Origin of the sequence: Prescottella sp. D32 (assembly GCF_037287305.1) — a bacterium.
Lineage (GTDB): Bacteria > Actinomycetota > Actinomycetes > Mycobacteriales > Mycobacteriaceae > Prescottella > Prescottella equi.
Genome location: NZ_JARBSW010000001.1, coordinates 1,620,495 through 1,647,296 on the forward strand (window position 1 = coordinate 1,620,495; position 26,802 = coordinate 1,647,296).

The 26,802-nt window shown below is 69.3% G+C and carries 22 protein-coding genes; 10 read left to right on the forward strand and 12 right to left on the reverse strand.

Annotated elements, in window-relative coordinates; all coding sequences use genetic code 11:
• Positions 1–13: 13 nt before the first annotated feature.
• Positions 14–592 (forward strand): type II toxin-antitoxin system prevent-host-death family antitoxin, encoded by a 579-nt coding sequence (locus PSS76_RS07450; protein WP_084922966.1) that lies wholly within the window; start codon positions 14–16, stop codon positions 590–592.
• Here PSS76_RS07450 and glpK read toward each other — a convergent pair.
• Complete coding sequence (gene glpK, locus PSS76_RS07455) at positions 556–2,070, reverse strand: glycerol kinase GlpK (RefSeq protein ID WP_044991324.1); 1,515 nt, start codon at positions 2,068–2,070, stop codon at positions 556–558. The genes PSS76_RS07450 and glpK overlap by 37 nt on opposite strands.
• Before the next feature lie 75 nt (positions 2,071–2,145).
• On the opposite strand from glpK, the gene PSS76_RS07460 reads away from it, so the two are divergent.
• Positions 2,146–3,900 (forward strand): glycerol-3-phosphate dehydrogenase/oxidase, encoded by a 1,755-nt coding sequence (locus PSS76_RS07460; RefSeq protein ID WP_005518605.1) that lies wholly within the window; start codon positions 2,146–2,148, stop codon positions 3,898–3,900.
• Here the strand turns inward: PSS76_RS07460 and PSS76_RS07465 are convergent.
• On the reverse strand, positions 3,878–4,417 hold the full coding sequence (locus tag PSS76_RS07465; RefSeq protein ID WP_005518606.1) for a hypothetical protein: 540 nt from the start codon (positions 4,415–4,417) through the stop codon (positions 3,878–3,880). The two genes, PSS76_RS07460 and PSS76_RS07465, sit on opposite strands and share 23 nt — an antisense overlap.
• A gap of 155 nt (positions 4,418–4,572) precedes the next feature.
• Between PSS76_RS07465 and PSS76_RS07470 the strand changes: the two genes are divergently transcribed.
• A complete protein-coding gene (locus PSS76_RS07470; RefSeq protein WP_337456145.1) occupies positions 4,573–5,190 on the forward strand; it encodes a TetR/AcrR family transcriptional regulator in 618 nt (205 codons plus the stop codon).
• On the opposite strand, the gene PSS76_RS07475 is transcribed toward PSS76_RS07470, so the two are convergent.
• Entirely contained in the window at positions 5,163–5,960 is a 798-nt protein-coding gene (locus PSS76_RS07475; protein ID WP_084869177.1) for a DNA-formamidopyrimidine glycosylase family protein, read from the reverse strand. The two genes, PSS76_RS07470 and PSS76_RS07475, sit on opposite strands and share 28 nt — an antisense overlap.
• A 4-nt stretch (positions 5,961–5,964) precedes the next feature.
• A complete protein-coding gene (locus PSS76_RS07480) occupies positions 5,965–10,533 on the reverse strand; it encodes an ATP-dependent helicase (protein WP_337456146.1) in 4,569 nt (1,522 codons plus the stop codon).
• A gap of 339 nt (positions 10,534–10,872) precedes the next feature.
• On the opposite strand from PSS76_RS07480, the gene PSS76_RS07485 reads away from it, so the two are divergent.
• Positions 10,873–11,472, forward strand: coding sequence for a DUF8020 domain-containing protein (locus tag PSS76_RS07485; protein WP_226347365.1), 600 nt, complete (start codon positions 10,873–10,875; stop codon positions 11,470–11,472).
• On the opposite strand, the gene PSS76_RS07490 is transcribed toward PSS76_RS07485, so the two are convergent.
• Positions 11,453–12,112: a TetR/AcrR family transcriptional regulator gene (locus PSS76_RS07490; RefSeq protein WP_064076667.1), complete on the reverse strand. Its 660-nt coding sequence runs from the start codon at positions 12,110–12,112 to the stop codon at positions 11,453–11,455. The two genes, PSS76_RS07485 and PSS76_RS07490, sit on opposite strands and share 20 nt — an antisense overlap.
• Before the next feature lie 61 nt (positions 12,113–12,173).
• Between PSS76_RS07490 and PSS76_RS07495 the strand changes: the two genes are divergently transcribed.
• Genes PSS76_RS07495 through PSS76_RS07505 form a run of 3 tightly spaced genes read left to right on the forward strand, consistent with a single transcriptional unit; the run spans position 12,174 to position 15,423 of the window.
• Positions 12,174–13,121 carry a patatin-like phospholipase family protein gene (locus tag PSS76_RS07495; RefSeq protein WP_013416786.1) on the forward strand — a complete coding sequence of 316 codons (948 nt, stop codon included), beginning with the start codon at positions 12,174–12,176 and terminating at the stop codon, positions 13,119–13,121.
• Positions 13,118–14,584 (forward strand): flavin-containing monooxygenase, encoded by a 1,467-nt coding sequence (locus PSS76_RS07500; protein ID WP_337456081.1) that lies wholly within the window; start codon positions 13,118–13,120, stop codon positions 14,582–14,584. The genes PSS76_RS07495 and PSS76_RS07500 overlap by 4 nt, the downstream gene beginning before the upstream one ends.
• Positions 14,581–15,423 carry an SDR family oxidoreductase gene (locus tag PSS76_RS07505; protein WP_084847469.1) on the forward strand — a complete coding sequence of 281 codons (843 nt, stop codon included), beginning with the start codon at positions 14,581–14,583 and terminating at the stop codon, positions 15,421–15,423. The genes PSS76_RS07500 and PSS76_RS07505 overlap by 4 nt, the downstream gene beginning before the upstream one ends.
• Here PSS76_RS07505 and amaB read toward each other — a convergent pair.
• Both amaB and hglS read right to left on the reverse strand, forming a co-directional pair.
• Positions 15,420–16,949 carry an L-piperidine-6-carboxylate dehydrogenase gene (amaB, locus tag PSS76_RS07510; protein WP_084968590.1) on the reverse strand — a complete coding sequence of 510 codons (1,530 nt, stop codon included), beginning with the start codon at positions 16,947–16,949 and terminating at the stop codon, positions 15,420–15,422. The two genes, PSS76_RS07505 and amaB, sit on opposite strands and share 4 nt — an antisense overlap.
• Complete coding sequence (gene hglS, locus PSS76_RS07515; protein WP_337456082.1) at positions 16,946–18,211, reverse strand: 2-oxoadipate dioxygenase/decarboxylase; 1,266 nt, start codon at positions 18,209–18,211, stop codon at positions 16,946–16,948. The genes amaB and hglS overlap by 4 nt, the downstream gene beginning before the upstream one ends.
• Positions 18,212–18,276: 65 nt before the next feature.
• On the opposite strand from hglS, the gene lat reads away from it, so the two are divergent.
• The 3 genes from lat to PSS76_RS07530 all read left to right on the forward strand — a co-directional run bounded on the left by lat (position 18,277) and on the right by PSS76_RS07530 (position 22,173).
• Positions 18,277–19,617 carry an L-lysine 6-transaminase gene (lat, locus tag PSS76_RS07520; RefSeq protein ID WP_337456083.1) on the forward strand — a complete coding sequence of 447 codons (1,341 nt, stop codon included), beginning with the start codon at positions 18,277–18,279 and terminating at the stop codon, positions 19,615–19,617.
• A gap of 109 nt (positions 19,618–19,726) precedes the next feature.
• Positions 19,727–21,277 carry a Rieske 2Fe-2S domain-containing protein gene (locus PSS76_RS07525; protein WP_337456084.1) on the forward strand — a complete coding sequence of 517 codons (1,551 nt, stop codon included), beginning with the start codon at positions 19,727–19,729 and terminating at the stop codon, positions 21,275–21,277.
• Positions 21,278–21,357: 80 nt separating this feature from the next.
• On the forward strand, positions 21,358–22,173 hold the full coding sequence (locus PSS76_RS07530; RefSeq protein WP_084869185.1) for a tyrosine-protein phosphatase: 816 nt from the start codon (positions 21,358–21,360) through the stop codon (positions 22,171–22,173).
• Between the two features lie 7 nt (positions 22,174–22,180).
• Here the strand turns inward: PSS76_RS07530 and PSS76_RS07535 are convergent, their stop codons facing one another.
• From PSS76_RS07535 to PSS76_RS07555, 5 genes are all read right to left on the reverse strand, one after another.
• The gene (locus PSS76_RS07535; protein WP_337456085.1) at positions 22,181–22,534 is read right to left on the reverse strand and encodes a VanZ family protein; all 354 of its coding nucleotides are present in this window, start codon (positions 22,532–22,534) and stop codon (positions 22,181–22,183) included.
• A 5-nt stretch (positions 22,535–22,539) separates the two neighbouring features.
• Positions 22,540–22,881: a hypothetical protein gene (locus PSS76_RS07540; protein ID WP_337456086.1), complete on the reverse strand. Its 342-nt coding sequence runs from the start codon at positions 22,879–22,881 to the stop codon at positions 22,540–22,542.
• Positions 22,881–23,282 (reverse strand): DUF1707 SHOCT-like domain-containing protein, encoded by a 402-nt coding sequence (locus tag PSS76_RS07545; RefSeq protein WP_005518633.1) that lies wholly within the window; start codon positions 23,280–23,282, stop codon positions 22,881–22,883. Before PSS76_RS07545 ends, PSS76_RS07540 begins: the two co-directional genes overlap by 1 nt.
• A 92-nt stretch (positions 23,283–23,374) precedes the next feature.
• Positions 23,375–25,165 carry an acetyl/propionyl/methylcrotonyl-CoA carboxylase subunit alpha gene (locus PSS76_RS07550; protein ID WP_005518635.1) on the reverse strand — a complete coding sequence of 597 codons (1,791 nt, stop codon included), beginning with the start codon at positions 25,163–25,165 and terminating at the stop codon, positions 23,375–23,377.
• Between the two features lie 157 nt (positions 25,166–25,322).
• On the reverse strand, positions 25,323–26,750 hold the full coding sequence (locus PSS76_RS07555; protein ID WP_064076665.1) for a condensation domain-containing protein: 1,428 nt from the start codon (positions 26,748–26,750) through the stop codon (positions 25,323–25,325).
• Positions 26,751–26,802 lie beyond the last annotated feature (52 nt).

The window sequence follows — 26,802 nt, forward strand, 5'->3', positions numbered from 1 at the left end:
TAGCATCCGTGCAATGACGACGTCGGAGGTTCCGTTCGGGGAAGCGCGGGCGCAGCTGCGGGAGCTGGTGTGCCGGGTGGGATACCGCGGCGAGCGGATCACGATCACCCGGCACGGTGCGCCGGCCGCGGCGCTCGTTTCGCTCGACGACCTGAGAAGTCTCGAGGCGTTCGCGCCCGTCGGGGGCGATCCGGTGGGGCCCGAACGCCAGACGGTGGACGAAACCGTCGCGGTCGGCGGTTCGCTTCGCGAGGTGTGGAATGCGATCGCGCGGTACCGCGAACGCGCCGGATGGTGGGTGGATCTTGTCGTCGATGCGGAAGTCGGTGGCGATGCCCTCATCTCCTGGGACGAGCGCAGAGGCAGGGTCGTGGACTGCGTCGACGGTGAGACCATCGCGATGAGGTGGGGATCCGAGGCCGCAACGGCTCAGTCACCGATCGAGGTGCGGATCGACTTCGTCGTGGACGACGCCGAGGTTCGGATTCGCGCAACTCAGGTAGGGCCCGGTCCGGGTGCGGATTACTGGCGCGAGCGACTCCAGGCGTGGAAGGCCTACGTGGAGGCGTTGTCCTCGTCGGTCCAGCCGTAGGTGCGCTCGACGGCCTTGTTCCAGCCGGCGTAGAGGCGCTCGCGCTCGGCGTCGCCCATCCGAGGTTCCCAGGTCTTGTCCGCCGCCCAGTTGGTGCGGATGTCGTCCTCGCTCTCCCAGAATCCGACGGCCAGGCCGGCCGCGTACGCCGCGCCGAGCGCGGTGGTCTCGTTCACGACCGGACGCGTGACCGGGACATCCAAGATGTCCGACTGGAATTGCATGAGTGTCTCGTTGACCACCATGCCGCCGTCGACCTTGAGCGTCGTGAGTTCGACCCCCGAGTCGGCGCGCATGGCCTCGATGACCTCGCGGGTCTGGTACGCGGTGGCCTCGAGAGCAGCGCGCGCCAGGTGACCCTTGTTGACGTATCGGGTGAGTCCGGCGATGACGCCGCGCGCATCGGGACGCCACCGCGGCGCGAACAGACCCGAGAAGGCGGGCACGAAGTACGCACCGCCGTTGTCCTCGACGGTCTGTGCCAGCGGTTCGATGTCCTTGGCAGACTGGATGATTCCGAGGTTGTCACGCAGCCACTGCACCAGCGAGCCGGTGACGGCCACCGACCCCTCCAGAGCGTAGACGGCGGGCTTGTCGCCGAGCTTGTAGCAGACCGTGGTGAGCAAACCGTGCTCGCTGTGGACCTTCTCGGTGCCGGTGTTGAGCAGAAGGAAGTTGCCGGTGCCGTAGGTGTTCTTGGCCTCGCCCTCCGACAAGCACGCCTGACCGAACGTCGCGGCCTGCTGGTCACCGAGGATCCCGGCGATCGGGATTCCCGCCGAGATGCCGGGCAGCGCCAGATCGCCGTACACCTCGGACGAACTGCGGATCTCGGGCAGCATCGACACCGGGATTCCCATCGCCGCACAGATGTCGTGGTCCCAGTCGAGGGTCTCGAGGTCCATCAGCAGAGTGCGCGAGGCGTTGGTCACGTCGGTGATGTGCAGACCGCCGGTGAGGTTCCAGATGATCCAGGAGTCGATCGTGCCGAAGGCGAGTTCGCCGGCCTCGGCCCGCTCGCGTGCGCCGTCAACGTTGTCGAGGATCCACCGCACCTTCGGCCCCGAGAAGTACGTGGACAGCGGCAGCCCGGTGGTCTCGCGGAAGCGTCCGCGACCCTCGTCACCGCCGAGCTCGTCGCACAGACTGTCGGTACGGGTGTCCTGCCACACGATCGCGTTGTAGACGGGCTTTCCGGTCTCGCGATCCCACACGACGGTGGTTTCGCGCTGATTGGTGATTCCCACCGCGGCGATGTCCTTGGCGGTCAGGTCGGTCTTGGCCAGGACCGACCCGACCATCTCGCGGGTGTTGGTCCAGATCTCCTCGGGATCGTGCTCCACCCAGCCCGGCTCCGGGAAGATCTGCTCGTGTTCCTTCTGTGCGACGCCGACGACGTCACCGTCGTGATCGAAGATCATGCACCGGCTCGAGGTCGTCCCCTGGTCGATCGCGGCGATGTACTTGGTCACGGTCATCCTCGTCTCTCGGGCAGTCTGGCCACGAAGCTACTAGCCTGAGACCAGATTCGCCGACAACCACGGGAGACCGAGTTGGACAAGCAGCCTGGTGTGCAGTTCCTCGGCCCGCAGCAGCGGGCGCAGGCGTGGGACCAGTTGGGAACCGAGCAGTTCGACGTGGTGGTGATCGGTGGCGGGGTGGTCGGTGTGGGCGCGGCCCTCGACGCCGCGACCCGCGGACTGAAGGTCGCGCTCGTCGAGGCGCGGGATTTCGCGTCGGGCACGTCGTCCCGTTCGTCGAAGATGTTCCACGGGGGTTTGCGCTACCTGGAACAGCTCGAGTTCGGGCTCGTCGCGGAGGCGTTGCACGAACGGGAGTTGTCGATGTCGACGCTCGCGCCGCATCTCGTCAAACCGCTCAAGTTCCTCTTCCCGCTGACCCATCGCGGGTGGGAGCGCCCGTACATGGCGGCCGGGTTCCTGCTGTACGACCGAATGGGCGGCGCGAAGTCCGTTCCGGCACAGAAGCATCTGACGCGCGCCGGCGCGCTGCGGATGGCGCCCGGACTCAAGCGTAATGCGCTGATCGGCGGTATCCGCTACTACGACACCGTCGTCGACGACGCCCGTCACACGATGACGGTCGCGCGTACCGCGGCGCACTACGGTGCGGTGGTGCGTACCTCCACGCAGGTCGTCGGTTTCCTGCGCGAGGCGGACCGAGTGTCCGGTGTGCGCGTGCGGGATTCGGAGACCGGCGCCACCACGGAAGTGAAGGGACACGTCGTCATCAACGCAACCGGCGTGTGGACGGACGAGATCCAGGCGCTCTCGCACCAGCGGGGCCGGTTCCGGGTGCGCGCATCGAAGGGCGTGCACATCGTGGTTCCGCGCGACCGGATCGTGAGCGACTCGGCGATCATCCTGCGTACCGAGAAGTCCGTGCTGTTCGTGATTCCGTGGGGCAACCACTGGATCATCGGCACCACCGACACCGACTGGAACCTCGACCTCGCGCACCCTGCCGCCACCGAGGCCGACATCGACTACATCCTCGGCCACGTCAACAAGGTGCTGGTCACCCCGCTCACCCACGAGGACATCGACGGCGTCTACGCGGGTTTGCGTCCACTGCTTGCGGGGGAGAGCGACGAGACGTCGAAGCTGTCCCGCGAGCACGCGGTGGCGCGCGTGGCGCCGGGCCTGGTCGCGATCGCCGGCGGGAAGTACACCACCTACCGGGTGATGGGCAAAGATGCCGTCGATCTGGCGGCCGAGGATCTTCCGGCGGCCGTCGCGTCGTCGATCACCGAGAAGGTTCCGCTGGTGGGCGCGGACGGCTACTTCGCGCTCGTGAACCAGGCGGTGCACCTCGGACAGCTCTACGGATTGCACCCCTATCGGATCAAGCACCTGCTAGGTCGCTACGGATCGCTGATCGACGAGGTTCTCGCCCCGGCCAAGCAGTCGCCGGAACTGTTGCAGCCGATCACCGATGCGCCCGACTACCTGCAGGCGGAGGCCGTGTACGCCGTCGCCGCGGAGGGTGCGCTGCACCTCGAGGACATCCTCGCCCGCCGTACGCGCATCTCGATCGAGTACACGCACCGCGGGGTGAACTGCGCCGAGCAGGTGGCCCGCCTGGTCGCGCCGATCCTCGGCTGGGACGACGCCACGATCGACCGCGAGGTCGAAACGTACCGCGCTCGCGTCGAGGCAGAGGTGCTCTCGCAGGCGCAGCCCGACGACCTTTCCGCCGACGCCCTGCGTGCCGCGGCGCCCGAGGCCCGCGCGGAAATTCTCGAACCGGTACCCGGCACCGCCCCTAGTGGGTCAGCACGACCTTGAGCACGACGATCGCGGTGGCGACGACGGCGAGCGCCGCCGCCGCGATCAGCGTGTAACCGGACGGCCGCTCGCCGCGCAGGCGCGTGATGACGAAGACCATGGACGCGATCCGGACGAGGATCGCGACCTCGGCGATCACCTGCGCGGTGAACGGTTCGAGCCAGCCGAAGTATGCGGTGCCCAGCACGACGATCGGCACGACCGCCGAGCTCAGTACCGGTACCGAGTCGCGAAGCTCCGCGAAGCGTTCGGCGGTGGTCAGCTGCCGGCCCGAACGCACCGACTTGCCCACCCCCTCGGCGAACGCGTGGGCGATGAACGTGGAGATCGCCGTGCCTGCGACCACGGCGATCGTGCGGGAATCGCTGCGCGAGATCGTTTCCGGGATCAACGCCGCGAGGATGAGGATGTTGCCGTACACGTAGGCACTGATCCGGCTGGCGGCGTTGTCCTTGTCGAGCGGCACGGACCGGCTCAGCAACGGCCGGTGCAGCAACGAGCGGAGATCCGATTCCATGCGACAGAGCGTCGCACAATCACCCCATGGGTGGCGCGTAGTGACTCGGATCGTTGCGGTGGACGAGCCCGTCATGCGAGCCGACTTCCCGAAAGAGTGACTACACCTGTTGTCAGATTAGGATCGGCGGAAGTCGGTCAAGGACTGGAGGGTTGTTGGACGCGCAACGGCGGACCTGGGCGGGCACCGGCCTCGAGGAACGCCGCGCCGCGCGCCGGGAGGCACTCCTGGCTGCCGGAATCGAACTGCTGGGCGCAGAGGGCGGCGCCGCCGTCAGCGTTCGAGCGGTCTGCCGATCCGCCGCGCTCACCGAGCGCTACTTCTACGAGAGCTTCGCCGACCGGGACGAATTCGTGCGGGCCGTGTACGAGGACGTGGGCAGGCAGGCGCGGGACGCGCTCGTCGCGGCCGTGGCGTCGTCGGGATCGCCGCAGGATCGGGCGGTCGCGGCGGTGTCGACGTTCGTCGAGTTGATGGTCGACGATCCGGCGCGCGGGCGGGTGCTGTTACTCGCACCACTGGCCGAACCGGCGCTGGGTGGACAGGGACTCGAACTCGCGCCGGCATTCGTCCTGCTGGTGCACCAGCAACTCTCGCCGCTGTCCGATCCGGACGAGCGTCAGATGACGGCGGTCGGTCTGGTCGGAGCTTTGACGAGCCTGTTCATCGGATACCTCGACGGCACGATCACCGCTCCGCGCGAGCAGTTCGTCGCGCACTGCGTCGCGCTGCTGCAGGCGGCGGGTCAGCCGCCGGGCGGGAGCAGGGGCTGACAGTTCGGACACCAGAAGATCGACCGCTCACGGCCGGGCTCCTCACCGAACTCGGCCGCGGCGATCGGAGTTCCGCAGCGCAGACACGGCTTGCCGCCGCGCCCGTACACCCAGTCCCGTCGTCCCGGTCGCCGGTCGCCGGTGGTGACACGGACGGGTCGGTCCCGGTTGGCGCGGAGCACCCGGTGCGCGAGGTCGACCACCTTCGGCAGGTCCGGCACCCGAGCGGTCGGGGTGCGCGGATCGACGCCGCGCAGGAAGCAGATCTCGTTGCGGTACACGTTGCCGATACCCGCCATGATGCGCTGGTCCAACAGTGCCTCGCCGATGGGACGTTCGCCCGCCGCAACGAGATTCGAGGTGGCCACCACGGCGTCCCAGTCCGCGCCGAGTAGATCGGGGCCGAGATGCCCCACCACACTCTCCTCGTCGCTGCGATCGACCACTTCGGTGATCCCGAGGGAGAAGCCCACGGCGACAGTGTCTTCGGTGCCCAGTACGATCCGTGCCTGGTGCGCGGGACGCCGCCATCGAGCGCCGCGTGGATACACCTGCCAGGAGCCCTCCATCTTCAGGTGCGTGTGGATCGTGTGCGCGCCGATACGGGTCAGCAGATGTTTGCCCCGGGCGACGACCGCGTCGACCGCCTCGCCGGACAGGTCCACGGTCGCGTAGCGCGGCACCCGGATGTCGCACTCGGTCAGGACGCGACCGGCGAGCGCGGTATCGAGGCGTCGCGCGGCCTGCCACACGGTGTCTCCCTCGGGCATCGCGTCACGCCCGCAATCGGAAGCCGCGCGGGGTGGCAGAGAAGCCCACCTCGGTGAGCAACGGCGCGAAGTCGTTGCCGTGGATGGTGGCGCCGTCGACCTTCTCGACGACGACCTTGTCGATGCCGCCGCGTTTCACGGTGGCGGCAAGCGATTCGGCGGCGGTGCGCAGGACGCCGATGTCGTCGGTGAAGGTGAGGACGGTCCGTCCGCCGCGCTCGACGAACAACACCAGTTCGCCGTCGACGAGCGACACCAGGCCCCCGGCCTTGCGGCCCGGGCGATGCTTTGGGGCATCGTCACCGGCCATCGACTGCGGCCACGGCAGTGCCGCGCCGTAGGGGTTCGCGGGGTCGGACGCGGCGAGTGTGACGGCAGGTGCCGTCGTGTGGCGGCCCTCGATCGAGTCGCTGTGGGTGCGTAGGCGATCGACCACATCGGGCGTGGAGAACTGCGCGCCCCCGAGGGTGTCGACGAAGTAGCCGCGCCGGCAGCGTCCGCCGTCCTCGAAGCCGGTGAGCACCTTGTACATCGACGCGAAGCCGCCGGGAACCTCCTCCGCGACCACCGAGCCGCGCGTGACGACGCCGTACCGCTCGAGCAGCAGATCGGCGGTGGCGTGGGCGCGGAGCGTGGGGTCGGGTTCCGGTTCGGGTAGTAGCGACCACCGTCCCCCCGCGGTGGGCGGGCCGCTGCGGGTGGGCATCGTGGGACGTCCGAGCCGGCGATACGCGTGAGCGCGGGGCGCACGCCGCGGCGTGCGGTGGCTGGGGGTGGCACGCGAGGTGTCCGACAGCAGCGCACGCAGCGGGGCCAACGTGTCGTTTCCGATGTACCCGGCCCACACCAGGTCCCAGAGCGCAGCGGCGAGTGCGGTGTCGTCGGTGGACTGCACGGTGTCGGACAGTCGCCGGAAGAAGTACGCGCCGCCGCCGGCCAGGGTGTCGAGGATGCTGCGATGCAGGTCGGTGAGATCGATCTCGGCGGGCGTCGCCAATGTCAGCGGAGACGAGTCGGCCAGGTGCAGGCTCACCCAGCCGTCCTTCCCGGAGATCTGCCCGGCACCGGACCACAGCACCTCGCCGGTGGCGGTGAGTTCGTCGAGCATCGCGGGGGAGTAGTCGCGCACCCGCGACGCCAGGATCAGAGACTCGAGGGCGGACGCGGGAACGGGAACGCCCGCAAGCTGTTCCACGACCGTCACCACGCCGTCGAGTCCGCGCAGCGAGCCACCGACATGCTGCCACCCGGGCAGGAATCGGCCCAGCGTCGCTGCGCTGACCGGCTCCACCTCCTCCCGCGCCGCCGCGAGCGAGCGGCGCCGCAGTCGGCGCAACACCTCGGCGTCGCACCATTCGCTGCCGGACGCGCCGGGCCGGAACTCGCCCTCGACGACACGTTTCTCGTTCGCCAGTCGCGCAAGGACGTCGCGAGCGACGGCGGAGCCGATTCCGAAGCGCTCCGCGGCCTCCGACACCGTGAACGGACCGTGCGTGCGCGCATAACGACCGAGCAGATCGCCGAGCGGATCGTCGACGGGCTCGATGAAGGCGGCCGGCGTACCGATGGGCAGCGGCACCCCCAGCCCGTCGCGCAGCCGGGCGGCGTCCTCGACGGCCGTCCACCACTGGCGTCCTGCGAACGAGACGCGCAGCGCGCGCCGGTGCGCGACGAGCTCGTCGAGCCACGGCACCGGATCGGCGGTGGAGCGCTCGGCGGCTTCCTCGGTGGTGACCGGGCCGAGCAGACGCAACAGATCGGCCATGCCCTCCACGTCGCGGGCATGGCGTTCGGGCGCCAGCCGCTGCAGTTCCCGCTCGGCTTTCGCGATGACGTCGGCGTCGAGCAGTTCGCGCAACTCCACCCGGCCGAGCAGTTCGGCGAGCAGTGTGGAATCGAGCGACAGTGCGGCTGCGCGACGCTCGGCGAGCGGGCTGTCGCCCTCGTACATGAACGCGCCCACGTAGTCGAAGAGCAGCGAACTCGCGAACGGTGACGGCGTTGCGGTCTCGACCTCGACCATCCGGATCTGCCGGCGGGCGATGCGGCCGAACAGATCCCGCAACGCGGGCAGGTCGTAGACGTCCTGCAGGCATTCGCGCACGGTCTCGAGCAGGATCGGGAAGGTCGGGAACTTGCGCGCGACGTCGAGCAACTGTGCCGACCGCTGCCGCTGCTGCCACAACGGGGCCCGCTTGCCGGGGGTGCGGCGGGGTAGCAGCAGTGCGCGTGCGGCACATTCACGGAACCGGGACGCGAACAGCGCCGAGCCGCCCACCTCGTCGGTGACGATGTCCTCGATCTCGTCGCGCTCGAACGCGAACAGTTCCGCGCCGGGCGGGGTGTCGTCGGTGTCGGGCAGACGCACGATGATGCCGTCGTCGGACGCGGTGGGGGCGGCGTCCACACCGAATCGTTCACGCAGGCGCGCACCGATCGCGAGCGCCCACGGTGCGTGCACCCGCAGCCCGTACGGCGAGTGCAGCACCAGTCGCCAGTCGCCGAGCTCGTCGCGGAAGCGCTCCACCACGAGGGTTCGGTCGGTGGGTACCCGCCCGGTGGCCTGTTGCTGGTCCTCGATCAGCGCGGCGAGGTTGGTGGTGGCGTTCGTGTCGAGCCCGGCGGCGACCAGACGCGCGGCCACCTCGTCCGGCGTGCTCGACGACAGCTCGCGCAGGAAGCCGCCGAGGGCCTCGCCGAGTTCGGCGGGACGGCCGAGACCGTCGCCGTGCCAGAACGGCAGCCGTCCGGGCAGCCCGTACGCGGGACTGACCAGCACCCGGTCGTAGGTGATCTCCTCGATCCGCCAACTGGTGGCGCCGAGCGCGAACACGTCGCCCACGCGGGACTCGTAGACCATCTCCTCGTCGAGTTCGCCGACCCGGGACTGTCGCTCGCCCACCATGTAGACGGCGAACAGGCCGCGGTCGGGGATCGCGCCGCCCGACGTGACGGCCAGACGCTGCGAACCGGGGCGTCCGGTGAGGGTGCCACCGTCGCGGTCCCACACCAGGCGGGGACGCAGTTCGGCGAACTCGTCCGACGGATAGCGACCCGCGAGCAGGTCGAGCGTCGACTCGTACGCCGAACGGGGCAGGGTCGCGAAGGAACCGCTGCGCCGGACGACGTCGTACCACTGTTCCACGTCGAGAGGTTCGAGGGCGGTGGCGGCGACGGTCTGCTGCGCGAGGATGTCGAGCGGATTCGCGGGAATCTCGAGTGCCTCGATCTTGCCGTTCGTCATACGTTCGACCGTGACGGCGCAGTGGATGAGGTCGGTGCGGTGCTTGGGGAAGAGCACACCACGGGAGATCTCGCCCACCTGGTGTCCGGCGCGGCCGACGCGCTGCAACCCGCTCGCGACCGACGGCGGCGCCTCCACCTGCACCACGAGATCGACTGCGCCCATGTCGATTCCGAGTTCCAGGCTGCTGGTGGCCACCACGCAGCGCAAACGCCCGGACTTGAGGTCGTCCTCGATGATCGCCCGCTGGTCCTTGCTGACCGAGCCGTGGTGGGCCCGCGCCAGCAGGGGATCGGCACCGTAGTTGACCTCGGTGGGCGCGCCGAGCTGCGCGGGCGGTCTGCCCTGCTTCTCGACGGCGCCGCCGAGCCGTTCGGCGTAGATCTCGTTGAGCCGGGCGGTGAGCTTCTCGGCGAGCCGGCGCGAGTTCGCGAACACGATCGACGAGCGGTGGTCGAGGATCAGATCGACGATCTGTTCCTCGACGTGCGGCCAGATCGACCCGGCCTGCGGAGTGGGCGACATCGACTCCGGATCGGGCTCGGCGATACCGAGTTCCGTCATGTCCTCGACCGGGACCCGCACCGTGAGATCGAACGTCTTCGCCGCGGGGGGAGCGACGATGCGGATCGGTGCCGAACCCGCGAGGAAGCGACCCACCTCCTCGTGCGGGCGCACCGTGGCCGACAGTCCGATCCGCTGGACCGGTTTGTCGCGCAGCATGTCGAGACGCTCGAGCGACAGCGCGAGGTGGGCGCCGCGCTTGGTGCCGGCGACCGCGTGGACTTCGTCGACGATCACCGTCTCCACGCCGGTGAGGGTCTCCCGCGCCGACGACGTGAGCATCAGGAACAGCGACTCGGGTGTGGTGATGAGGATGTCCGGCGGCGTCTTGATCATCTTGCGCCGTTCGCCGGTGGGGGTGTCCCCCGACCGCACACCGACGCGGATCTCGGGCGGTTCGAACCCCAGACGTTTCGCGGTCTGCGTGATGCCTACCAGCGGCGCCCGCAGGTTGCGTTCGACATCGACGCCGAGCGCCTTGAGCGGAGAGATGTAGAGCACCTTGGTGGTGCGCTGCTCCGTGGTGCGCCGCTCAGCGGCGCGCTTCTCGTCGGATGCGCCGGCCTCGACCGCCGTCGCCAACCGGTCCAGCGCCCACAGGAACGCCGACAGCGTCTTTCCCGACCCGGTAGGCGCGACGACGAGCGTGTGCGAACCACTCGCGATGGAGTCCCACGCACCCAACTGGGCGGCGGTGGGTGCGGGGAAGGCACCGTAGAACCACTCCCTGGTGGGCGCGGAGAAGCGATCGAGGACGGCGTCCATGCGGTCCATCTTGCCTGCAGGTACCGACACTTCGCCGATCAGCGATGCGGGCGCCCGTCGGTCGCGGAGGCGACATCGCGTCTCTACTCCACGCCGGTGTCCCACGCGGTGGTCGGCACGCTCGCGCCGGAGAGTCGGAATGCCGGGGCGAATGCGGTCGAATCGGACATCACCGGACGCTGCCGGACCGGCGACGGGGCCCGTCGTCGAAGTCGTCCGAGAATCGGTCAGGAATCCCGGTTAGGCCGTACAGACCGGCCTCCACTCATTAGTCTAATGGATGTTCCGGACGGTCTTTGACCAGGTCGGGGCCGTCTTCCCGCAAGGAGGGAGCTCCCCGTGAAACTCCACAGGACTGCGGCTGTGTCCGTGCTCGCCATCGCTGCACTCGGCGTGGCAACCGGTACCGCCTACGCCGAGCCCGGGCCGCCGCCGGCGCCGGGCGCAATCCACTACCAGACCCAGATCGGCGCGAACGGTACGTCGCTCGACACTGTCCTCGATGCGGGCACCTTCCGGGTGGCCGGCGACGTCGTCGACGTCGTCGATCCGGCGGGGACGACCGTCGGCACCGTCCCGCTCACCTACCGGGTGGCCGGGGTGGACGTTCCGCTGGTGCCGTCGGTCGACGGCGGCAAACTCACTCTCACGCCGGCGATCCCGGCACAGGGTGTGAGTGCGCTGAACAACGTGGACGCCCGCCAGGACGCCTACTCGAACATGATCAGCGAGATCGAGAAGGGCTGGGTGGGCGGCGGCCAGATGAATGCGCAGATCGGCGCCGGTGTGGGCGCGGTCGTCGGGTGTGTGCTGTTCCTGTTCGTCGGCTGTATCCCCGGTGCGGCGATCGGTGGCGTCATCGGCGCGGCCACCGGAATCAGCAACGCCAACCCTGCGGTTCAGCCCGCGATCTTCGATTTCATCGGCACCCTGTACTGACCGAGCCGGAGGGTCGTGAGCCGACGCTCGCCCCTGAGTCGGGGAGGGGCGAGCCTCGGTGCAGGAGGGCGCGCACATTGTCGGTGACGATCCGCGCCGAGATGGTGGGGTCGATGGCGCGCTGGATACCGAGGCCCACGCCGAGGCTGAGGATGCTGCGCGCCGCCTCCTCGGGCGGCAGCGGCAGCGCGGTACCGGTCGCGGCGGTCAGCGAATTCACCAGCGCGAGAACCATTCCGTGCGCCATCCCCAGGGCCGATGCCAGCGCGGCCTGCACGTCGGGGTCGTGCCGGCAGGCGGCGATGAACTCGAACTCGAGCATCGTCCAACCCACGTCGCCCAGGGTGCGCTCGGCCCACTCCTGGATACGTTCGAGAAGCTCGTCGAGTTCGCCGTCGGCGGCCACGAGCGCTGCCACCTCTTCGAACTTCGTCGTGTGGATCAGATCGAGAACCTCGAGGCACAGTTCCTTCTTGCCGCGGAAATTCGAGTACACCGCGCCCTTCGAGTAGCCCGCCGTCTCGGCGACCTTCTCGAGAGAAGTCAGCGCGTAGCCGTCGGTGAGGAACAAGTCGCGGGCGGTCGTGAGCAGCTCCGCGCGGGTGCGGGCCTGGCTTTCCGATCTGGTCAAACGTGCCATGCCGTCATTCTTCACGACATTTGGGCTACCGAGAGTATTTGAATGCTGCTAGTTTCTGGATATGACTTCGAGTGACACATATCTCGGTCGCGGGTTGGTCATCGGATGCGGGGGGACGCTGGGGGCGGCATGGACGGTCGCGGCGCTGATCGCGATCCGGGACGCCCTCGGGTGGGACCCACGCGACGCCGACGTTCTCGTCGGCACGTCCGCGGGTGCCGAACTCGTCACGATGCTCGGGAGCGGCATCGGTGTCGACGAGATCCTCGCGATGCAACTCGGGGAGTCGACGCATCCTGTGCTCGCCGGACACCTCGCCGGCGCGCCCGGCCGATTCCCTCCACTGCCGCGCCCACGCCCGGGTGCGCCCGGTCTGCTGCGGCGTGCGCTGCCCACCATGACCCGGTTGAGCGGACTGCTCCCGGAGGGGCGCGGAGACGCGGAATGGCTCGACCGCCTCGCCACCGGCGTCGCGGCATCCGGCGATTGGGTCGCGCATCCGCAGACGTGGCTGGTCGCGATGGACGCCGCGACCGGGGAGCGAGTGCCCTTCGGCGCGCAGGGGGCGCCGAAGGCGGCGCTATCCGAGGCGTTGCGGGCGTCGTGGGCGATCCCGGGCTGGATGCGGCCGGTCACCATCGGCGGCCGGCGGTACGTCGACGGCGGTGCGGCATCCACCGCGTCGGCCGACCTGCTGGCCGAACGCGGACTCGGCGAGGTGATCGTGCTGGCGCCCATGGCCTCCCGGGGTCGGGTGCCCGGCCGGGGATCGGCCGCTCTCGAGCGAGCGGTCCTGCGGAACTGGATGAGTGCCGGACTCGACGCCGAGTGCGCGGCGTTGGAGGCGTCCGGCACGCGGGTGATCCGGGTCGACGCGACGGCCGAGGATCTCACTGTGATGGGCCCCAACTTCATGGACGACAGGCGCCGACTCGCCACTCTGGAACACTCGCTGCGCAGCACCCGAACGTCGGTGCAGCGCGCCCTCGCGACGGGAGCGTCCGCATGACCGGCCACCACGAGGTGATCGTCGTCGGGGCAGGAATCTCGGGCATCGGTGCCGTGATCCGGTTGCAGCGCATGGGGATCGGCGACGTCGTGATCCTCGAGAAGGCCCACGCGCTCGGCGGAACGTGGCGCGACAACACATATCCCGGGTGCGCGTGCGATGTGCCGTCCGCGCTGTACTCGTATTCGTTCGCACCGAACCCGGGGTGGAGCCGACTGTTCGCGGGACAGCACGAGATCCGCGAATACATCGAGCGGACGGCCGCCGAGCACGGCGTGCACGAGCGAGTCGAGTTCGGCACCGAACTGCTGCGTGCCCGGTGGGACGAGACGACGCGGCGGTGGGTGCTGGAGACGTCGAACGGCACCTTCACCGCGAACGCGCTGATCGCCGCCGCGGGCCCGTGGAATCAGCCGCTCGTCCCCGACATTCCGGGGCTCGACGGGTTCGCCGGGGAGGTGTTCCACTCGTCGCGCTGGAACCACGACTACGACCTGTCCGGCAAGCGCGTCGCCGTCGTGGGGACGGGCGCGTCGGCGGTGCAGTTCGTCCCCGAGATCGCGCCGGTGGTGGGGGAACTGCACCTGTACCAGCGGACCGCCCAGTGGGTACTGCCCAAGCCCGACACCACGCTGCCCGGTCCGGTCCGGGCGGCGATCGGAGCGGTGCCCGGGGCGCTGAACGCGTTGCGGCGCATCCAGTACGGGATCATGGAGGCCCTCGGGGTCGGCTTCCGTAACCCGTGGATCCTGCGGGTGATCCAGCAGATCGGCCGCATGCAGTTGCGGGCGCAGATCCGGGATCCGGAACTGCGGCGGTCGCTCACCCCCGACTACACCCTCGGCTGCAAGCGGCTGCTGATGTCCAACAGCTACTACCCGGCGCTGAACCGTCCGAACGTGGAGGTGCACGCGAACGCGGTGCGGCAGGTGCGGGGCAACGTGGTGATCGGCGCGGACGGGCAGGAACGGGAGGTCGACGCCATCATCTTCGGCACCGGTTTCCACATCCTCGACATGCCCATCGCCGGACGGGTGTTCGACGGTCAGGGGCGCAGCCTCGGTGACCACTGGAAGGGCAGTCCGCAGGCGTACCTCGGCACCACCGTCGCGGGATTCCCCAACGCGTACGTGCTGCTGGGTCCGGCGCTGGGTACCGGCCATACGTCGGCGTTCATGATCCTCGAGGCGCAGCTCGACTACCTGACGGCGGCGATCGGAGCGGCGCGCGCAGCCGGCTGGACCCGGATGGAGACCCGCCCCGAGGTGCAGGCGGCGTTCAATGCGGAGGTGCAGCAGGCCCTCGCCACCACCGTCTACAACGCCGGTGGCTGCCAGAGCTACTTCCTGGACGTCAACGGCCGCAACAGCTTCAACTGGCCGTGGTCGACGGGTCGCATGCGAGAACGACTGCGCGACTTCGACGCATCGGCCTACCTGACGTCGACGGAGGTGTCGTCATGACCCGGTATCCCGACATCGCGCTCGAGGGTGCACGAGTGCTCGTGACCGGTGCCGGACGCGGCATCGGCCGCGCCACCGCGAAGGCCTTCGCCGCCCGTGGAGCGGACGTCGCCCTCGCCGACCTCGATCGGGGTGCGGTCGAGCACGCCGCAGCAGGCATCGGCACTGCCCACGTTCTCGACGTCCGGTCCCGGACGGCATGGGACGCGTGTGTGGCTGACGTCGGGGCGATCGACATCCTCGTCAACAACGCCGGTGTCATGCCGGTCGGCGGGTTCCTGGACGAGCCGGACGCGACCGGTGAGATGACGATCGACGTCAACGTGTGGGGCCCGATCCACGGGATGCGGGCCGTGGTGCCCGGCATGATCGGGCGCGGACGCGGGCACGTCGTGAACGTCGCGTCGCTCGCCGGGAAGATCGCGATCCCCGGGCTGGCGGTGTACAACGCCAGCAAATTTGCGGCCGTGGGACTCTCGGCGACAGCCCGGCTCGAGTTCGCCGACCACGGAGTGAGCGTCAGCACTGTCCTGCCGAGCGCCGTACGCACGACGCTCACGTCGGGCATACCGCTCGGCAAGGGACTGCCGACGGTCGATCCCGAGGACATCGCCGACGCGATCGTCCGTACCGTCCGCACCCGCCGCGCCGAGACACCCGTTCCGGGTTACCTCGCGGCACTCGACGTCGGGCTCGCCGTGGCACCGGAACGGTTGGTGCGGTGGATCCGCCGCGCCGTCGGCGGTGAGCGGGCACTGACCCGCGTCGACCCCACCGCACGGGCCGACTACGACGCGCGGCTGCGGCGCGACGAGAACCGCGGCGAGCAGACCGGCTAGCCGAACTCCACCCCTTGCGCGAGGGGGAGTTCGTCGGAGTAGTTGACGGTGTTGGTGGCGCGGCGCATGTACGACTTCCAGGCGTCCGAGCCGGACTCACGCCCGCCACCGGTGTCCTTCTCGCCGCCGAACGCGCCACCGATCTCGGCGCCGGACGTGCCGATGTTGACGTTCGCGATGCCGCAGTCGGAGCCGTCGGAGGCGAGGAATCGCTCGGCCTCGCGCTGGTCGGTGGTGAAGATCGACGACGAGAGCCCCTGCGGGACAGCGTTGTGCAGTTCGATGGCCTCGTCGAACGTGTCGTACGCGAGGACGTAGAGGATCGGCGCGAACGTCTCGGCCCGCACGATCGTGGTCTGTGACGGCATCCGGACGATTGCGGGCCTGACGTAGAACGAGCCGCCGCCACCGATGCGTTCGCCGCCGGTGACGACGACACCGCCGTCGGCGCGCGCGGTGTCGAGCGCGGAGTGCATCGCGTGCAGCGCTGCTCCGGAGATCAACGGGCCCACCAGGACGCCGTCGTCGAACGGGTTGCCCACCCGCAGTTGCCGGTACGCGTCGGCGATCCGGTTGGTCACCTCGTTGACGATCGACCGGTGCACGATGAGCCGGCGCAGCGTCGTGCAGCGCTGTCCTGCGGTCCCGGCGGCCGCGAAGACCACCGCGCGCACGGTCAGATCCAGATCGGCCGACGGCGTCACCACCGCGGCGTTGTTGCCGCCCAACTCCAGCAGACAGCGGCCGAAGCGGGCCGCTACCCGGGGCGCCACCGCGCGGCCCATCCGGACCGATCCGGTCGCGCTCACGAGCGCGATCCGCGGGTCGTCGACCAACTGCTCGCCCACCACCGCCGTCCCGAGCACCACGTGGTGCAGGCCGTCCGGGGCTCCGGTCTCGGCCGCCGCCCGGCGCAGCAGCGCGTCGCACGCGATCGCGGTGAGCGGGGTCGTCTCGGACGGCTTCCACACCACCGGGTCACCGCACACCAGCGCCAGCGCGGTGTTCCACGACCACACCGCGACCGGGAAGTTGAACGCCGAGATCACCGCCACCACGCCGAGCGGATGCCACGTCTCCGCCAGCCGATGCCCCGGCCGCTCCGAGGCGATGGTGCGCCCGTACAGCTGCCGGGACAGTCCGACCGCGAACTCGCAGATGTCGATCATCTCCTGGACCTCGCCGAGGGCCTCGGAACGGATCTTCCCCGCTTCGAGGGTCACCAGGTCCGCCAGGTCGGTCTTGTGCTGGACGAGCAGCTCACCCAACCGGCGGACCACCGCGGCCCGCCCCGGGGCAGGCATCGTCCGCCACGTCGGGAACACCTCCGCCGCGCCCCGCACCGCCGCGTCGACATCGGCGGACGTGCTGGGGTGCAGGAAGGCCAGCACGGAACCGTCGATGGGCGTCCGCGCTTCGATGGGGGCCGGTCCGGCGTCGCCGGCGATGTCGGGAAGTGTTGCCCCGCAACGACCGAGCGCCGCGATCGCCCGGTCCGCCAACAGTCCTGTGCCGGGAAGTGTCATCGCCGTTGTCCTCTCGACTGCTCCTGCTGACGTCGGTACAGCTCGTACGGATCGTGGATGTCCCGGCCGATCGCCGCCGCCAGCGAGGCGCGGGAGAAGTCGGTGCCGGACCCTGCGGCGGACGCGGCAGTGTCGGTGTCGGTGTCGGTGTCGAGATTCGATCGGAAGATGCCGGCCGCGGACTTCGGTAGGAAGTCCTCGTAGACGATCGGTTCGCGCACCCCGTCGTGGAACGTGAAATAGGCGGCCTCGTGTTTCTCGAGTTCGTCCTCCGACGCCGGGAAGCGCTTGTCCCACAGTCCGTTCGCGTTCGACGGATCCTCGTCCATCAGCTCGTCGTAGAGTGCCCGCCCACTCGGGGTGAGTGCGATCCCGCGTGCCTCGACCTCGCCGAACCGCACCCGCAGCGCGCCCTCGGTGACCGAGCCGTCGGGCAGCGCGAAGCGGCGCGGTTCGGCCAGCGCCCGGAACGACGTCTGCCGCAGCAGCACCGCCGGGCCGTCCCACCGCGGCGGCCCCTGTATCCGGTCGATCATCGCGATGCCGCGCGCCGACATCCGCGCGTACAGGTCGTCGACGTCGAGCACCCGCGGCGTCAGGTGATTGATGTGGGTGCTGGTGACGCCGCCGATGTCCGCGGCCACCGCGGAGACCTGCTCGAGTTCGCGATACCACCCCAGGTCCACCGGTTCGTGCGACAACTCGAACACCGACGTCGCGAGCGCCACGAAGCGCTGCGCCTGCGGCTCGTCGAGGCCCCCGTCGTCCGCGGCGCGGCGGGCCAACGACAACAGCACGTCCGGGAACAAGCGACGGCGTGCCAGGAAGCGGTCGAGTTGCCGCTGCAAATCGGCATCGAAGAAGCGCCGATCCGACGTCGTCAGCATCGACGTGAACACCCGGAACGGGTTGCGGGCCAGTTCGTCGGGATCGATCGGGCGGAAGGCGGTGGATACCACCGGCACCGGCGGCGTCGCCTCGCGCAGGTCGTAGAAGCCCACCGGGTACATGCCGAAACCGGCGAACAGCACCGCGACGTCGTGCATCTCCGCCGGCGTCCCGACCCGGATTGCGCCATGCCGTTCCGCGGTCACCCGTCCGATGCTGCCGAGGCGTTCCGCGGTGTCCGGGTGCGCGGCCAGATGGTCCGCATTGACCTGTTCGGTGACGTCCACGAGCGTCGTGTACTCCGGAACCTCGCGGCCGTACATGCGAGACAGCGCCGCAGCGAATCTCGACCGCAGTTCGTGGATTTCGGCCATCGCTCCTCGATCGTACGAGCCTCGATGCCCGGACGTGGGGCGGAACGCTGACGTAGCCTTTGAGCATGAGCACCGCGGTCCGCCCCGCGGCCGGTGACTCGGACCTGCCGGCCGGGCGAGTGCACGACGTCCTGCGAGCGCACATGCTCGCGGACGGGTTCGACCTGGTCCTCGATCTGGAGGCCTCACGCGGAGTGAGCGTGGTCGATCAACGGGACGGCACCGCGTATCTGGACATGTTCGGGTTCTTCGCGTCGTCCGCGCTCGGCATGAACCATCCGGCACTCGCCGACGACGGCGCGTTCCGTCACGAACTCGCTACCGCGGCGATCAACAAGCCCAGCAACTCCGACGTCTACACCGTCCCGATGGCGCGGTTCGTCGACACGTTCGCGCGGGTGCTCGGGGATCCGGCGCTGCCGCACCTGTTCTTCGTCGACGGCGGCACCCTCGCCGTGGAGAACGCGCTCAAGGTCGCGTTCGACTGGAAGAGCCGCCGCAACGAGGCGTCCGGACGCGATCCCGCGCGCGGCACCCGGGTGCTGCACCTGACCGAGGCGTTCCACGGGCGCAGCGGCTACACGCTCTCGCTCACCAACACCGACCCCACCAAGATCGCGCGGTTCCCCAAGTTCGACTGGCCACGGATCGACGCGCCGTACCTGACCGACGGACGGGACGTGGAGCAGGCCGAGGAGCGCGCGCTCGCGCAGGCCCGGCGGGCGTTCGCCGACCACCCGCACGACATCGCGTGCTTCGTCGCCGAACCGATCCAGGGCGAGGGCGGCGACCACCACTTCCGGCCCGAGTTCTTCGCCCGCATGCGGGAGTTGTGCCTCGAACACGACGCGCTGCTGATCTTCGACGAGGTCCAGACCGGCTGCGGGCTCACCGGAACCGCGTGGGCGTACCAGCAGCTGGGCGTCACCCCCGACGTCGTCGCGTTCGGCAAGAAGACGCAGGTGTGCGGGATCATGGCCGGCGGCCGCGTCGACGAGGTGCACGACAACGTCTTCGAGGTGAGCTCGCGGATCAACTCGACGTGGGGCGGCAACCTCACCGACATGGTCCGGGCCCGCCGGATCCTCGAAGTGATCGAGGAGGACCGTCTGATCGACCGCGCCCGGCTGTGCGGCACCCACCTGTTGCGCCGGCTCGACGACCTCGCGGCCGCCCACGACGCCGTCACCGAGCCACGGGGCCGCGGGCTGATGTGCGCGATCACGCTGCCGACGGCCGCGCACCGGGACCGAGTGGTGACGCGGCTGCGGGAGCGCGAACACGTCCTGTTCCTGGCGACGGGGGAGCGCGGCATCCGGTTCCGGCCGCCGCTCACCGTGACCATCGCCGAACTCGACGCCGCCGTCGGCGCGCTCGATCGGACCCTGGCCGCGGTGCATCCGTAGGGGCCGAAGTCCCGAATACCTGGTGTTTCGGCCCACATCGGTGGTGCGCCGGGCGGGACCGCGGCCTCGCCTCGTTACGATTGTCGAGGTCTATCGAGGAGGCAGACGAGTGCAGATCACCAGCGTCGGACACGCCGGATTCCACATCCAGACCGAAGCGGGGTCGATTCTCTGCGACCCGTGGGTGAATCCCGCGTACTTCGCGTCGTGGTTCCCGTTCCCGGACAACACCGGTCTCGACTGGGACGCCCTCGGGGACGTCGACTACCTGTACGTCTCGCACCTGCACAAGGACCACTTCGATCCGGAGACCCTGGCCGCGCACGTCAACAAGGACGCCACCGTCCTGCTCCCCGACTACCCGGTGCCGGACCTCGAGCGTGAACTCCGCAAGCTGGGCTTCACCAAGTTCTTCGAGACCGAGGACTCCGTCAAGCACACGGTGAGCGGTCCCAAGGGCGACCTGGACATCATGATCATCGCGCTGCGCGCGCCGGCCGACGGCCCGATCGGCGACTCCGGCCTCGTCGTCTCCGACGGCGAGACCGTGTGCTTCAACATGAACGACGCCCGGCCCGTCGACATGGACCCGATGCTCGAGGCGTTCGGCAAGATCGACATCCACCTGCTGCAGTACTCGGGCGCCATCTGGTACCCGATGGTCTACGACATCCCGGCCGGCACCAAGCGCAACTTCGGCAAGCAGAAGCGCCAGCGCGGCATGGACCGTTGCCGCAGCTACATCGAGCAGGTCGGCGCCACCTGGGTCGTGCCGTCCGCCGGTCCGCCCGTGTTCCTCGACGACGCGCTCCGTTCGCTCAACGACGATCACGGCGACGAGGGCAACATCTTCCCCGACCAGATCGTGTTCCTCGAGCAGATGAAGATCCACGGCAACGACGGCGGCCTGCTGATGATCCCCGGCTCGACCGTCGACATCCACGGCGAGAAGGCCACCCTGGCGCATCCCATCCCGGACGCCGACGTCGAGAAGATCTTCACCGAGAAGGCCGCCTACATCGAGGACATGGCGCAGCGCATGGCGCCCGTCATCGCCGCGGAGAAGGCCTCGTGGGCGTCCGCCGAGGGTGAGCCGCTGCTCGGACCGCTCAAGGCCAAGTTCGAGCCGATCATGGCGCAGTCCGACGTGATCTGCGACGGCATCGGCTACCCGGTGGGACTGGTGATGGGGGACGAGACCGTCGTCCTCGACTTCCCGAATCGCACGGTCCGCGAGCCGCAGGAGGGGGACGGCAAGTACCGCTACGGCTTCCGCATCGCGCCCGAACTGGTGCGCACCGTGCTGCGCGACGACGAGCCGGACTGGGTCAACACGATCTTCCTGTCCACCCGCTTCGAGGCGTGGCGCGTCGGCGGGTACAACGAGTTCCTCTACACGTTCTTCAAGTGCCTCACCGACGAGCGCATCGCGTACGCCGACGGCTGGTTCGCCGAGGCGCACGACGACACCGCCTCGATCGAGGTCGGCGGCTACGAGATCCAGCGTCGCTGCCCGCACCTCAAGGCGGACCTGAGCAAGTTCGGCGTCGTCGAGGGCTCCAACCTGACGTGCAACCTGCACGGCTGGCAGTGGGACCTCGAGACCGGCCGCTGCAAGACCTCGAAGGGCCACGAACTGCGCTCGAAGAAGCTGAGCTGACGGCCCACCCCACACGACACGAGCCCGGCGGCCGAGACTTTCACGAGCCTCGGCCGCCGGGTTCGTCTAGATTCGGGCGCATGACGTCAACCTCCGGGGAGAAGCCCGGTGCGAGCATCCCGATCGAGTCCGTCCCGAACCTGCGTGACGTCGGCGGCTACCGCACGCGGGACGGCGCGACCATCCGCTTCGGGCGCTACTACCGCTCGACAGACCTCAGCAAGATCACCGTCGACGACGCCCCACGTCTCGCGGAGCTCGGGCTGGTGACGGTGTTCGACCTGCGTACCCACTCCGAGCGCGAGGCCGCGCCGGACCGGGTGCCGCCGACCGCCCGCGAGGTCCCGCTCGACGTCCTCGCCGACAAGGCGCTGCGCTCGGTGCCCGCGCAGATGCAGGCCGTGATGTCGGATCCGTCGATCGCGGTGTCGATGCTCGGCGAGAACAAGGCACTGGACTACTTCCTCGGCAGCTACCGCGACTTCGTCACCCTCCCGAGCGCCATCGAGTCGTACCGCACCCTGTTCACGGATCTGGCGGCGCGCGACAACCTGCCCGCCCTCGTGCACTGCACCACCGGCAAGGACCGCACGGGCTGGGCGACGGCGTCGCTGCTGCTCCTGCTCGGCCTCGACGAGGACGACGTCTTCCACGAGTACCTGCTCACCAACGAGCAGCTGCTGCCGGCGTTCGCGTCGATCTTCGACAAGTTCACCGCCGCCGGCGGCGACCCGGAACTGCTGAAGCAGGTCCTCGGCGTGCGGCCCGAATACCTCCAGGCGGCGCTGGCGCAGATGCGCGAGAAGTTCGGTTCGATCGAGGGCTACTTCGCGGACGGACTCGGCATCGACGTCGCCGGACAGGACGCGATCCGCGCGCACCTGCTGGAGGGCTGAGAGCGGCTCAGACGGGGATGCGCAGCGGGCGTGCCAGCACCCGCGCGGCCACCAGACCGACCACGATGCCTACGGCGTCGGCCGCCGCGTCCCACACCGAGCAACTTCGCTGGATCGGCAGGGCGCCCTGCAGCACCTCGGACACCGCGGCGAACGTCAGCAGCCACGCCGCGGTCCACGCGACGCCGATCCGGGCATAGCGCGATGTCAGGGCCAGCGCCGCGAACATCAGCGCGTGGGTGATCTTGTCGCTGTTCTCCGGTCCGCTCGGGACCGTGGAGCCGGGAGAGAACAGCATCACCAGCACGACCACCGTGGCGATCGCGAGCGGAACACAGCGCCTGTCGAATCGGTCGAGCATCGGCCTCATCGTCCCGTGACGGCGAGTCCGAGCGCACCCTCGGCGAACCGGCGGACGGCCTCGGTCGCGGCCGCGAGCGCGTCGTCGTGGCCGGCGCGTGCCCACCCGCTCAGCGCGCCGTCGGCGCCGCCGGGGGTCAGCCCCACCTCGGCCAGCAGTTCACCCGTCGTGGGTTCGCACACGGCCCAGGAGAAGTGCTGCTCCGTCTCCCACTGCCGCGCACGATCTGCGACGTAGCCGGGATCGGTGACGCCGCCGTCACGCAGCGCGGGACGGTCGTCGACCCGCTCGTCGGCGCGGAGTGCGCGCAGATACCAGGAGCCGGCGTTGATCTCGATCGGTTCCATCAGCAGCTGCCGCGCCCTTTCCTGCCGTCCCTGCCGCCGAAGAGGATCGCCGCGGTCGCGGGGATCAGGAGGAAGAACAGCCAACTGTTGTCGATCGGCACCACGAAGAACAGTGCCAGTGCCACGAACGGGATCACCGCCATGACGGTGTTGCGCCACGTCTTCTCACCGTCGACGTCCGCCGGCTCCGGAGAGACCTTCGACGGCGCGGACGGCGTGAGCGACGGCAGATCCGAGAACACCTCGTCCAGCTGCCCGCGCGTGGTGGCCGCGGCGATCTGTCCGCTGCGCTCGTCGAACTCGACGACCGTGAGCCGGCCGTCGGAGAAGTGCTGCGACAGTGCCGCGAGCGCCTGCTCGCGTTCGGCGGTGCCGATACGGATCTCCGGGACGTCGGACATGTCGTGAAGCCTACTGCCCGAACAGCACTGTGCGCGCCCCGCGAATTCGCGAGGCGCGCACAGTGTGAAGCGGTGGGTTACCTACCGAGACATCACTTCAGCTCGGCGAGAACCGTGCCCTGCGTGATGGCGGCGCCGGCCTCGACCGCGAGACCGGTGACGACACCGGCCTTGTGCGCGGTGACCGGGTTCTCCATCTTCATGGCCTCGAGAACGACGATCAGATCGCCCTCGGCGACCTCCTGGCCCTCCTCGACGGCGACCTTGACGACGGTGCCCTGCATCGGAGCCGTCACGGCGTCACCCGAAGCGGCACCGCCACCGGCGCCACCACGCTTGCGCGCCTTCGGCTTCTTGCGGATCACGCCGGCCGGGGCGCCGCCCGTGCCGATCGAGAACGAACCGGGCAGCGAGACCTCGACGCGACGGCCACCGACCTCTACGACGACCGACTGACGGGGCAGGTTCTCCTCGTCGTCCGCGGCAGCACCCGAACCGGTGAACGGCTCGATCGGGTTGTCCCACTCGGTCTCGATCCACTTGGTGTAGACGTCGAACTTCTCGCCGTCGCCGATGAACGCGGGGTTCTCGACGATGTGGCGGTGGAACGGGATGACCGTGGCGAGGCCGTCGACCTCGAACTCGGCCAGAGCACGCGCGGCACGCTGCAGCGCCTGCTCGCGGTTCTCGCCGGTGACGATCAGCTTGGCGAGCATCGAGTCGAACTGGCCGCCGATGACGTCGCCCGCGACGACACCCGAGTCGACGCGGACGCCGGGGCCCGTGGGCTCCTTGTAGACGGTGATGGGGCCGGGGGCGGGCATGAAGCCGCGGCCGGCGTCCTCGCCGTTGATGCGGAACTCGAAGGAGTGGCCGCGCGGAGTCGGATCCTCCTTGATGCTCAGCTCCTCGCCGTTGGCGATGAGGAACTGCTGGCGGACCAGGTCGATGCCGGCGGTCTCCTCGGTGACCGGGTGCTCGACCTGCAGGCGGGTGTTGACCTCGAGGAACGAGACGGTGTCGCCCTGGACCAGGTACTCGACCGTGCCGGCGCCGTAGTAGCCGGCCTCCTTGCAGATGGCCTTCGCCGACGCGTGGATGCGCGCGCGCTGGTCGTCGGTCAGGAACGGCGCGGGGGCCTCCTCGACCAGCTTCTGGAAGCGGCGCTGCAGCGAGCAGTCGCGGGTGCCGGCGACGACGACGTTGCCGTGCTTGTCGGCGATGACCTGGGCCTCGACGTGGCGGGCCTTGTCCAGGTACTGCTCGACGAAGCACTCGCCGCGACCGAAGGCCGCGATGGCCTCACGGGTGGCCGACTCGAACAGCTCGGGGATCTCCTCGATGGTCTGCGCGACCTTCATGCCACGACCGCCGCCACCGAAGGCAGCCTTGATCGCGACCGGGACGCCGTACTGCTTGGCGAACTCGACGACCTCGTCGGCGTTCTTGACCGGGTCCTTGGTGCCGGCCGCCATCGGAGCGTTCGCGCGCTCGGCGATGTGGCGGGCGGTGACCTTGTCGCCCAGGTCGCGGATCGACTGCGGCGAGGGGCCGATCCAGATCAGGCCCGCGTCGATGACGGCCTGCGCGAAGTCGGCGTTCTCGGACAGGAAGCCGTAGCCGGGGTGGATCGCGTCGGCGCCGGACTTCTTCGCGGCGTCGAGGATCTTGTCGAACACCAGGTAGGACTCGGCCGACGTCTGACCGCCGAGGGCGAACGCCTCGTCAGCCAGCTTCACGAACTGTGCATCCGCATCGGGCTCGGCGTAGACAGCGACGCTGCCGTAGCCGGCATCCTTCGCGGCTCGGATGACCCGCACAGCGATCTCGCCGCGGTTGGCGACGAGCACCTTCGTGATCTGCGCGCTGGCTTGAGTGGGCACTGAGCCTCCTGTGTTTCGCATGGTCTGTCCCCGTGGATCACCTGTGGGGTCACCGGCGGGTATCTGTTGGCATCTCATCGGAGTGTATGCATCAATCCGATAGACGATGTAACCGGATAGCGCTTACACATTAAGGGCTCGGCGCGGCATCGCAACCCTACTGATCAGTAGTGGCACCTGTGCTCGCGACGGCGGTCGGCATGTTCGCCCGGACGGGCTCGGAGGCCGCGACGACGTCGAGCATGGCGCGACGCGCGCGGTGCAGGAACAACATCACGCTCTCGGTGGCGGTGTCGGTTCCCGGGAATCGCGCGGAGATGTTGAGGCCGTGCGGGGTTCGATTCACCCAGACGTAGACGTCGTGGGTGTAGTGACGGCTGCGCAGCGCCCGCGCGTGGATCTCCGGCCACTGCTGGGCCATCGGAACGAACCGGACGTCCATGAAGGAGACGACGAAACGCGGCCGGATGGGGGTCCCCAGGATCTCCTCGACCCGTGCGAACGGCACCTTCGCCGCCGGCTTGGTGAGGGAGATCGCAGCCGACGCCCGCGCGGCGGCCTCCGCGAAGTCCGCCGCCCCGGCGATGTCGAACTCGATGGGGGCGAGGCCGACGAACCAGCCCAGCGACGTGGCCCAGTGCGGATCGTTCCGCGTGTGCACGGGCGTGACGGTCCGGAACACCGTGTCGCCGCTCAGTTCGGCGGCCGACTGCGCCAGGCACGCCAGGACGCCCGCGAAGAAGTTCTGCCCGGCGCGGTGGCATGCCGTGTTGAAGGCGGCGGCCTGGCCGGCGTCGAACACCCACTCCGACACCGCCCGCTGCGCGATCCGTTCCGCCGGACGCGGCCCCAGATCGAGCGGGAAGTCCGACAGGCGCCCCTTGCTGCGCTCGAAAGCCGCCCGCCAGCACTCGACGGCCGGGTGGGTGCGATCGATCGTCGAGGCGGCCGCTCGTTCCTCGGTGCCGAAGTCGATGTAACTGCCGGCCGGGACCAGCAGCGACGGCCTCCCCGTCAGCGCCTCCGTGTAGAGACTGGTGATCTCGTGCGCCACCAATACCATCGAGAGCCCGTCGATGATCGAATGGTCGGCAGCGAAGAACACCGTGCATTCGGGTGCCGGATCGGAATGCTCGAGCGTGACGAACAGATACGCGGGCCAGCGGTGCGGCGAGGTCAGCTCGTCGAACAGGTCGTGGACCCGCTCGTACACGGTGTCCGCGTCGAACTCGAACTCGTGCCGGACCTCGTTGAGTTCGATGCCGGCGGGGTCGATGGTGCGGCGTGTGATGCGCCCGTCGTGGCCCAGCGCGGCATGCGTGCGCAGCGGCTCGTGGCGTTCGATCCACATCCCCACCGCCGTACGGAAGGCGTCGTGGTCCAACTCGCCCGGAATGCGGAACGCGGCCCCGAGCCAGGATTCCCGGCCGTCGTCGTGGGTGCCGTCGGCGGTGCGGCGCAGGTGTGCCTCGTGGATGTACGACGCCGGACGGCCGTCGTCCACCCACCCGGTGGTGGCTTCGGGTAACCACTCGGTGAGCATGCCCGGGGAGATCGCGTAGTCCGCGAGCTCGGTGAATTCCATCGTGGAGAATCCAGTCTCTTGTCCCGTCGCGGTGGCGGCGGTGAAGATCGTC

Excerpts from the sequence above, each read along its gene's own strand:
- PSS76_RS07500 (WP_337456081.1), top strand. The coding sequence starts at position 13,118 with ATGACCGGCCACCACGAGGTGATCGTCGTCGGGGCAGGAATCTCGGGC.
- PSS76_RS07495 (WP_013416786.1), top strand. The coding sequence starts at position 12,174 with ATGACTTCGAGTGACACATATCTCGGTCGCGGGTTGGTCATCGGATGC.
- PSS76_RS07475 (WP_084869177.1), bottom strand. The coding sequence starts at position 5,960 with ATGCCCGAGGGAGACACCGTGTGGCAGGCCGCGCGACGCCTCGATACC.
- PSS76_RS07530 (WP_084869185.1), top strand. The coding sequence starts at position 21,358 with ATGACGTCAACCTCCGGGGAGAAGCCCGGTGCGAGCATCCCGATCGAG.
- PSS76_RS07490 (WP_064076667.1), bottom strand. The coding sequence starts at position 12,112 with ATGGCACGTTTGACCAGATCGGAAAGCCAGGCCCGCACCCGCGCGGAG.
- PSS76_RS07540 (WP_337456086.1), bottom strand. The coding sequence starts at position 22,881 with ATGGAACCGATCGAGATCAACGCCGGCTCCTGGTATCTGCGCGCACTC.
- lat (WP_337456083.1), top strand. The coding sequence starts at position 18,277 with ATGAGCACCGCGGTCCGCCCCGCGGCCGGTGACTCGGACCTGCCGGCC.
- glpK (WP_044991324.1), bottom strand. The coding sequence starts at position 2,070 with ATGACCGTGACCAAGTACATCGCCGCGATCGACCAGGGGACGACCTCG.
- PSS76_RS07480 (WP_337456146.1), bottom strand. The coding sequence starts at position 10,533 with ATGGACGCCGTCCTCGATCGCTTCTCCGCGCCCACCAGGGAGTGGTTC.
- PSS76_RS07465 (WP_005518606.1), bottom strand. The coding sequence starts at position 4,417 with ATGGAATCGGATCTCCGCTCGTTGCTGCACCGGCCGTTGCTGAGCCGG.
- PSS76_RS07555 (WP_064076665.1), bottom strand. The coding sequence starts at position 26,750 with ATGGAATTCACCGAGCTCGCGGACTACGCGATCTCCCCGGGCATGCTC.
- PSS76_RS07450 (WP_084922966.1), top strand. The coding sequence starts at position 14 with ATGACGACGTCGGAGGTTCCGTTCGGGGAAGCGCGGGCGCAGCTGCGG.
- PSS76_RS07535 (WP_337456085.1), bottom strand. The coding sequence starts at position 22,534 with ATGCTCGACCGATTCGACAGGCGCTGTGTTCCGCTCGCGATCGCCACG.
- amaB (WP_084968590.1), bottom strand. The coding sequence starts at position 16,949 with ATGACACTTCCCGGCACAGGACTGTTGGCGGACCGGGCGATCGCGGCG.
- PSS76_RS07545 (WP_005518633.1), bottom strand. The coding sequence starts at position 23,282 with ATGTCCGACGTCCCGGAGATCCGTATCGGCACCGCCGAACGCGAGCAG.
- PSS76_RS07505 (WP_084847469.1), top strand. The coding sequence starts at position 14,581 with ATGACCCGGTATCCCGACATCGCGCTCGAGGGTGCACGAGTGCTCGTG.
- hglS (WP_337456082.1), bottom strand. The coding sequence starts at position 18,211 with ATGGCCGAAATCCACGAACTGCGGTCGAGATTCGCTGCGGCGCTGTCT.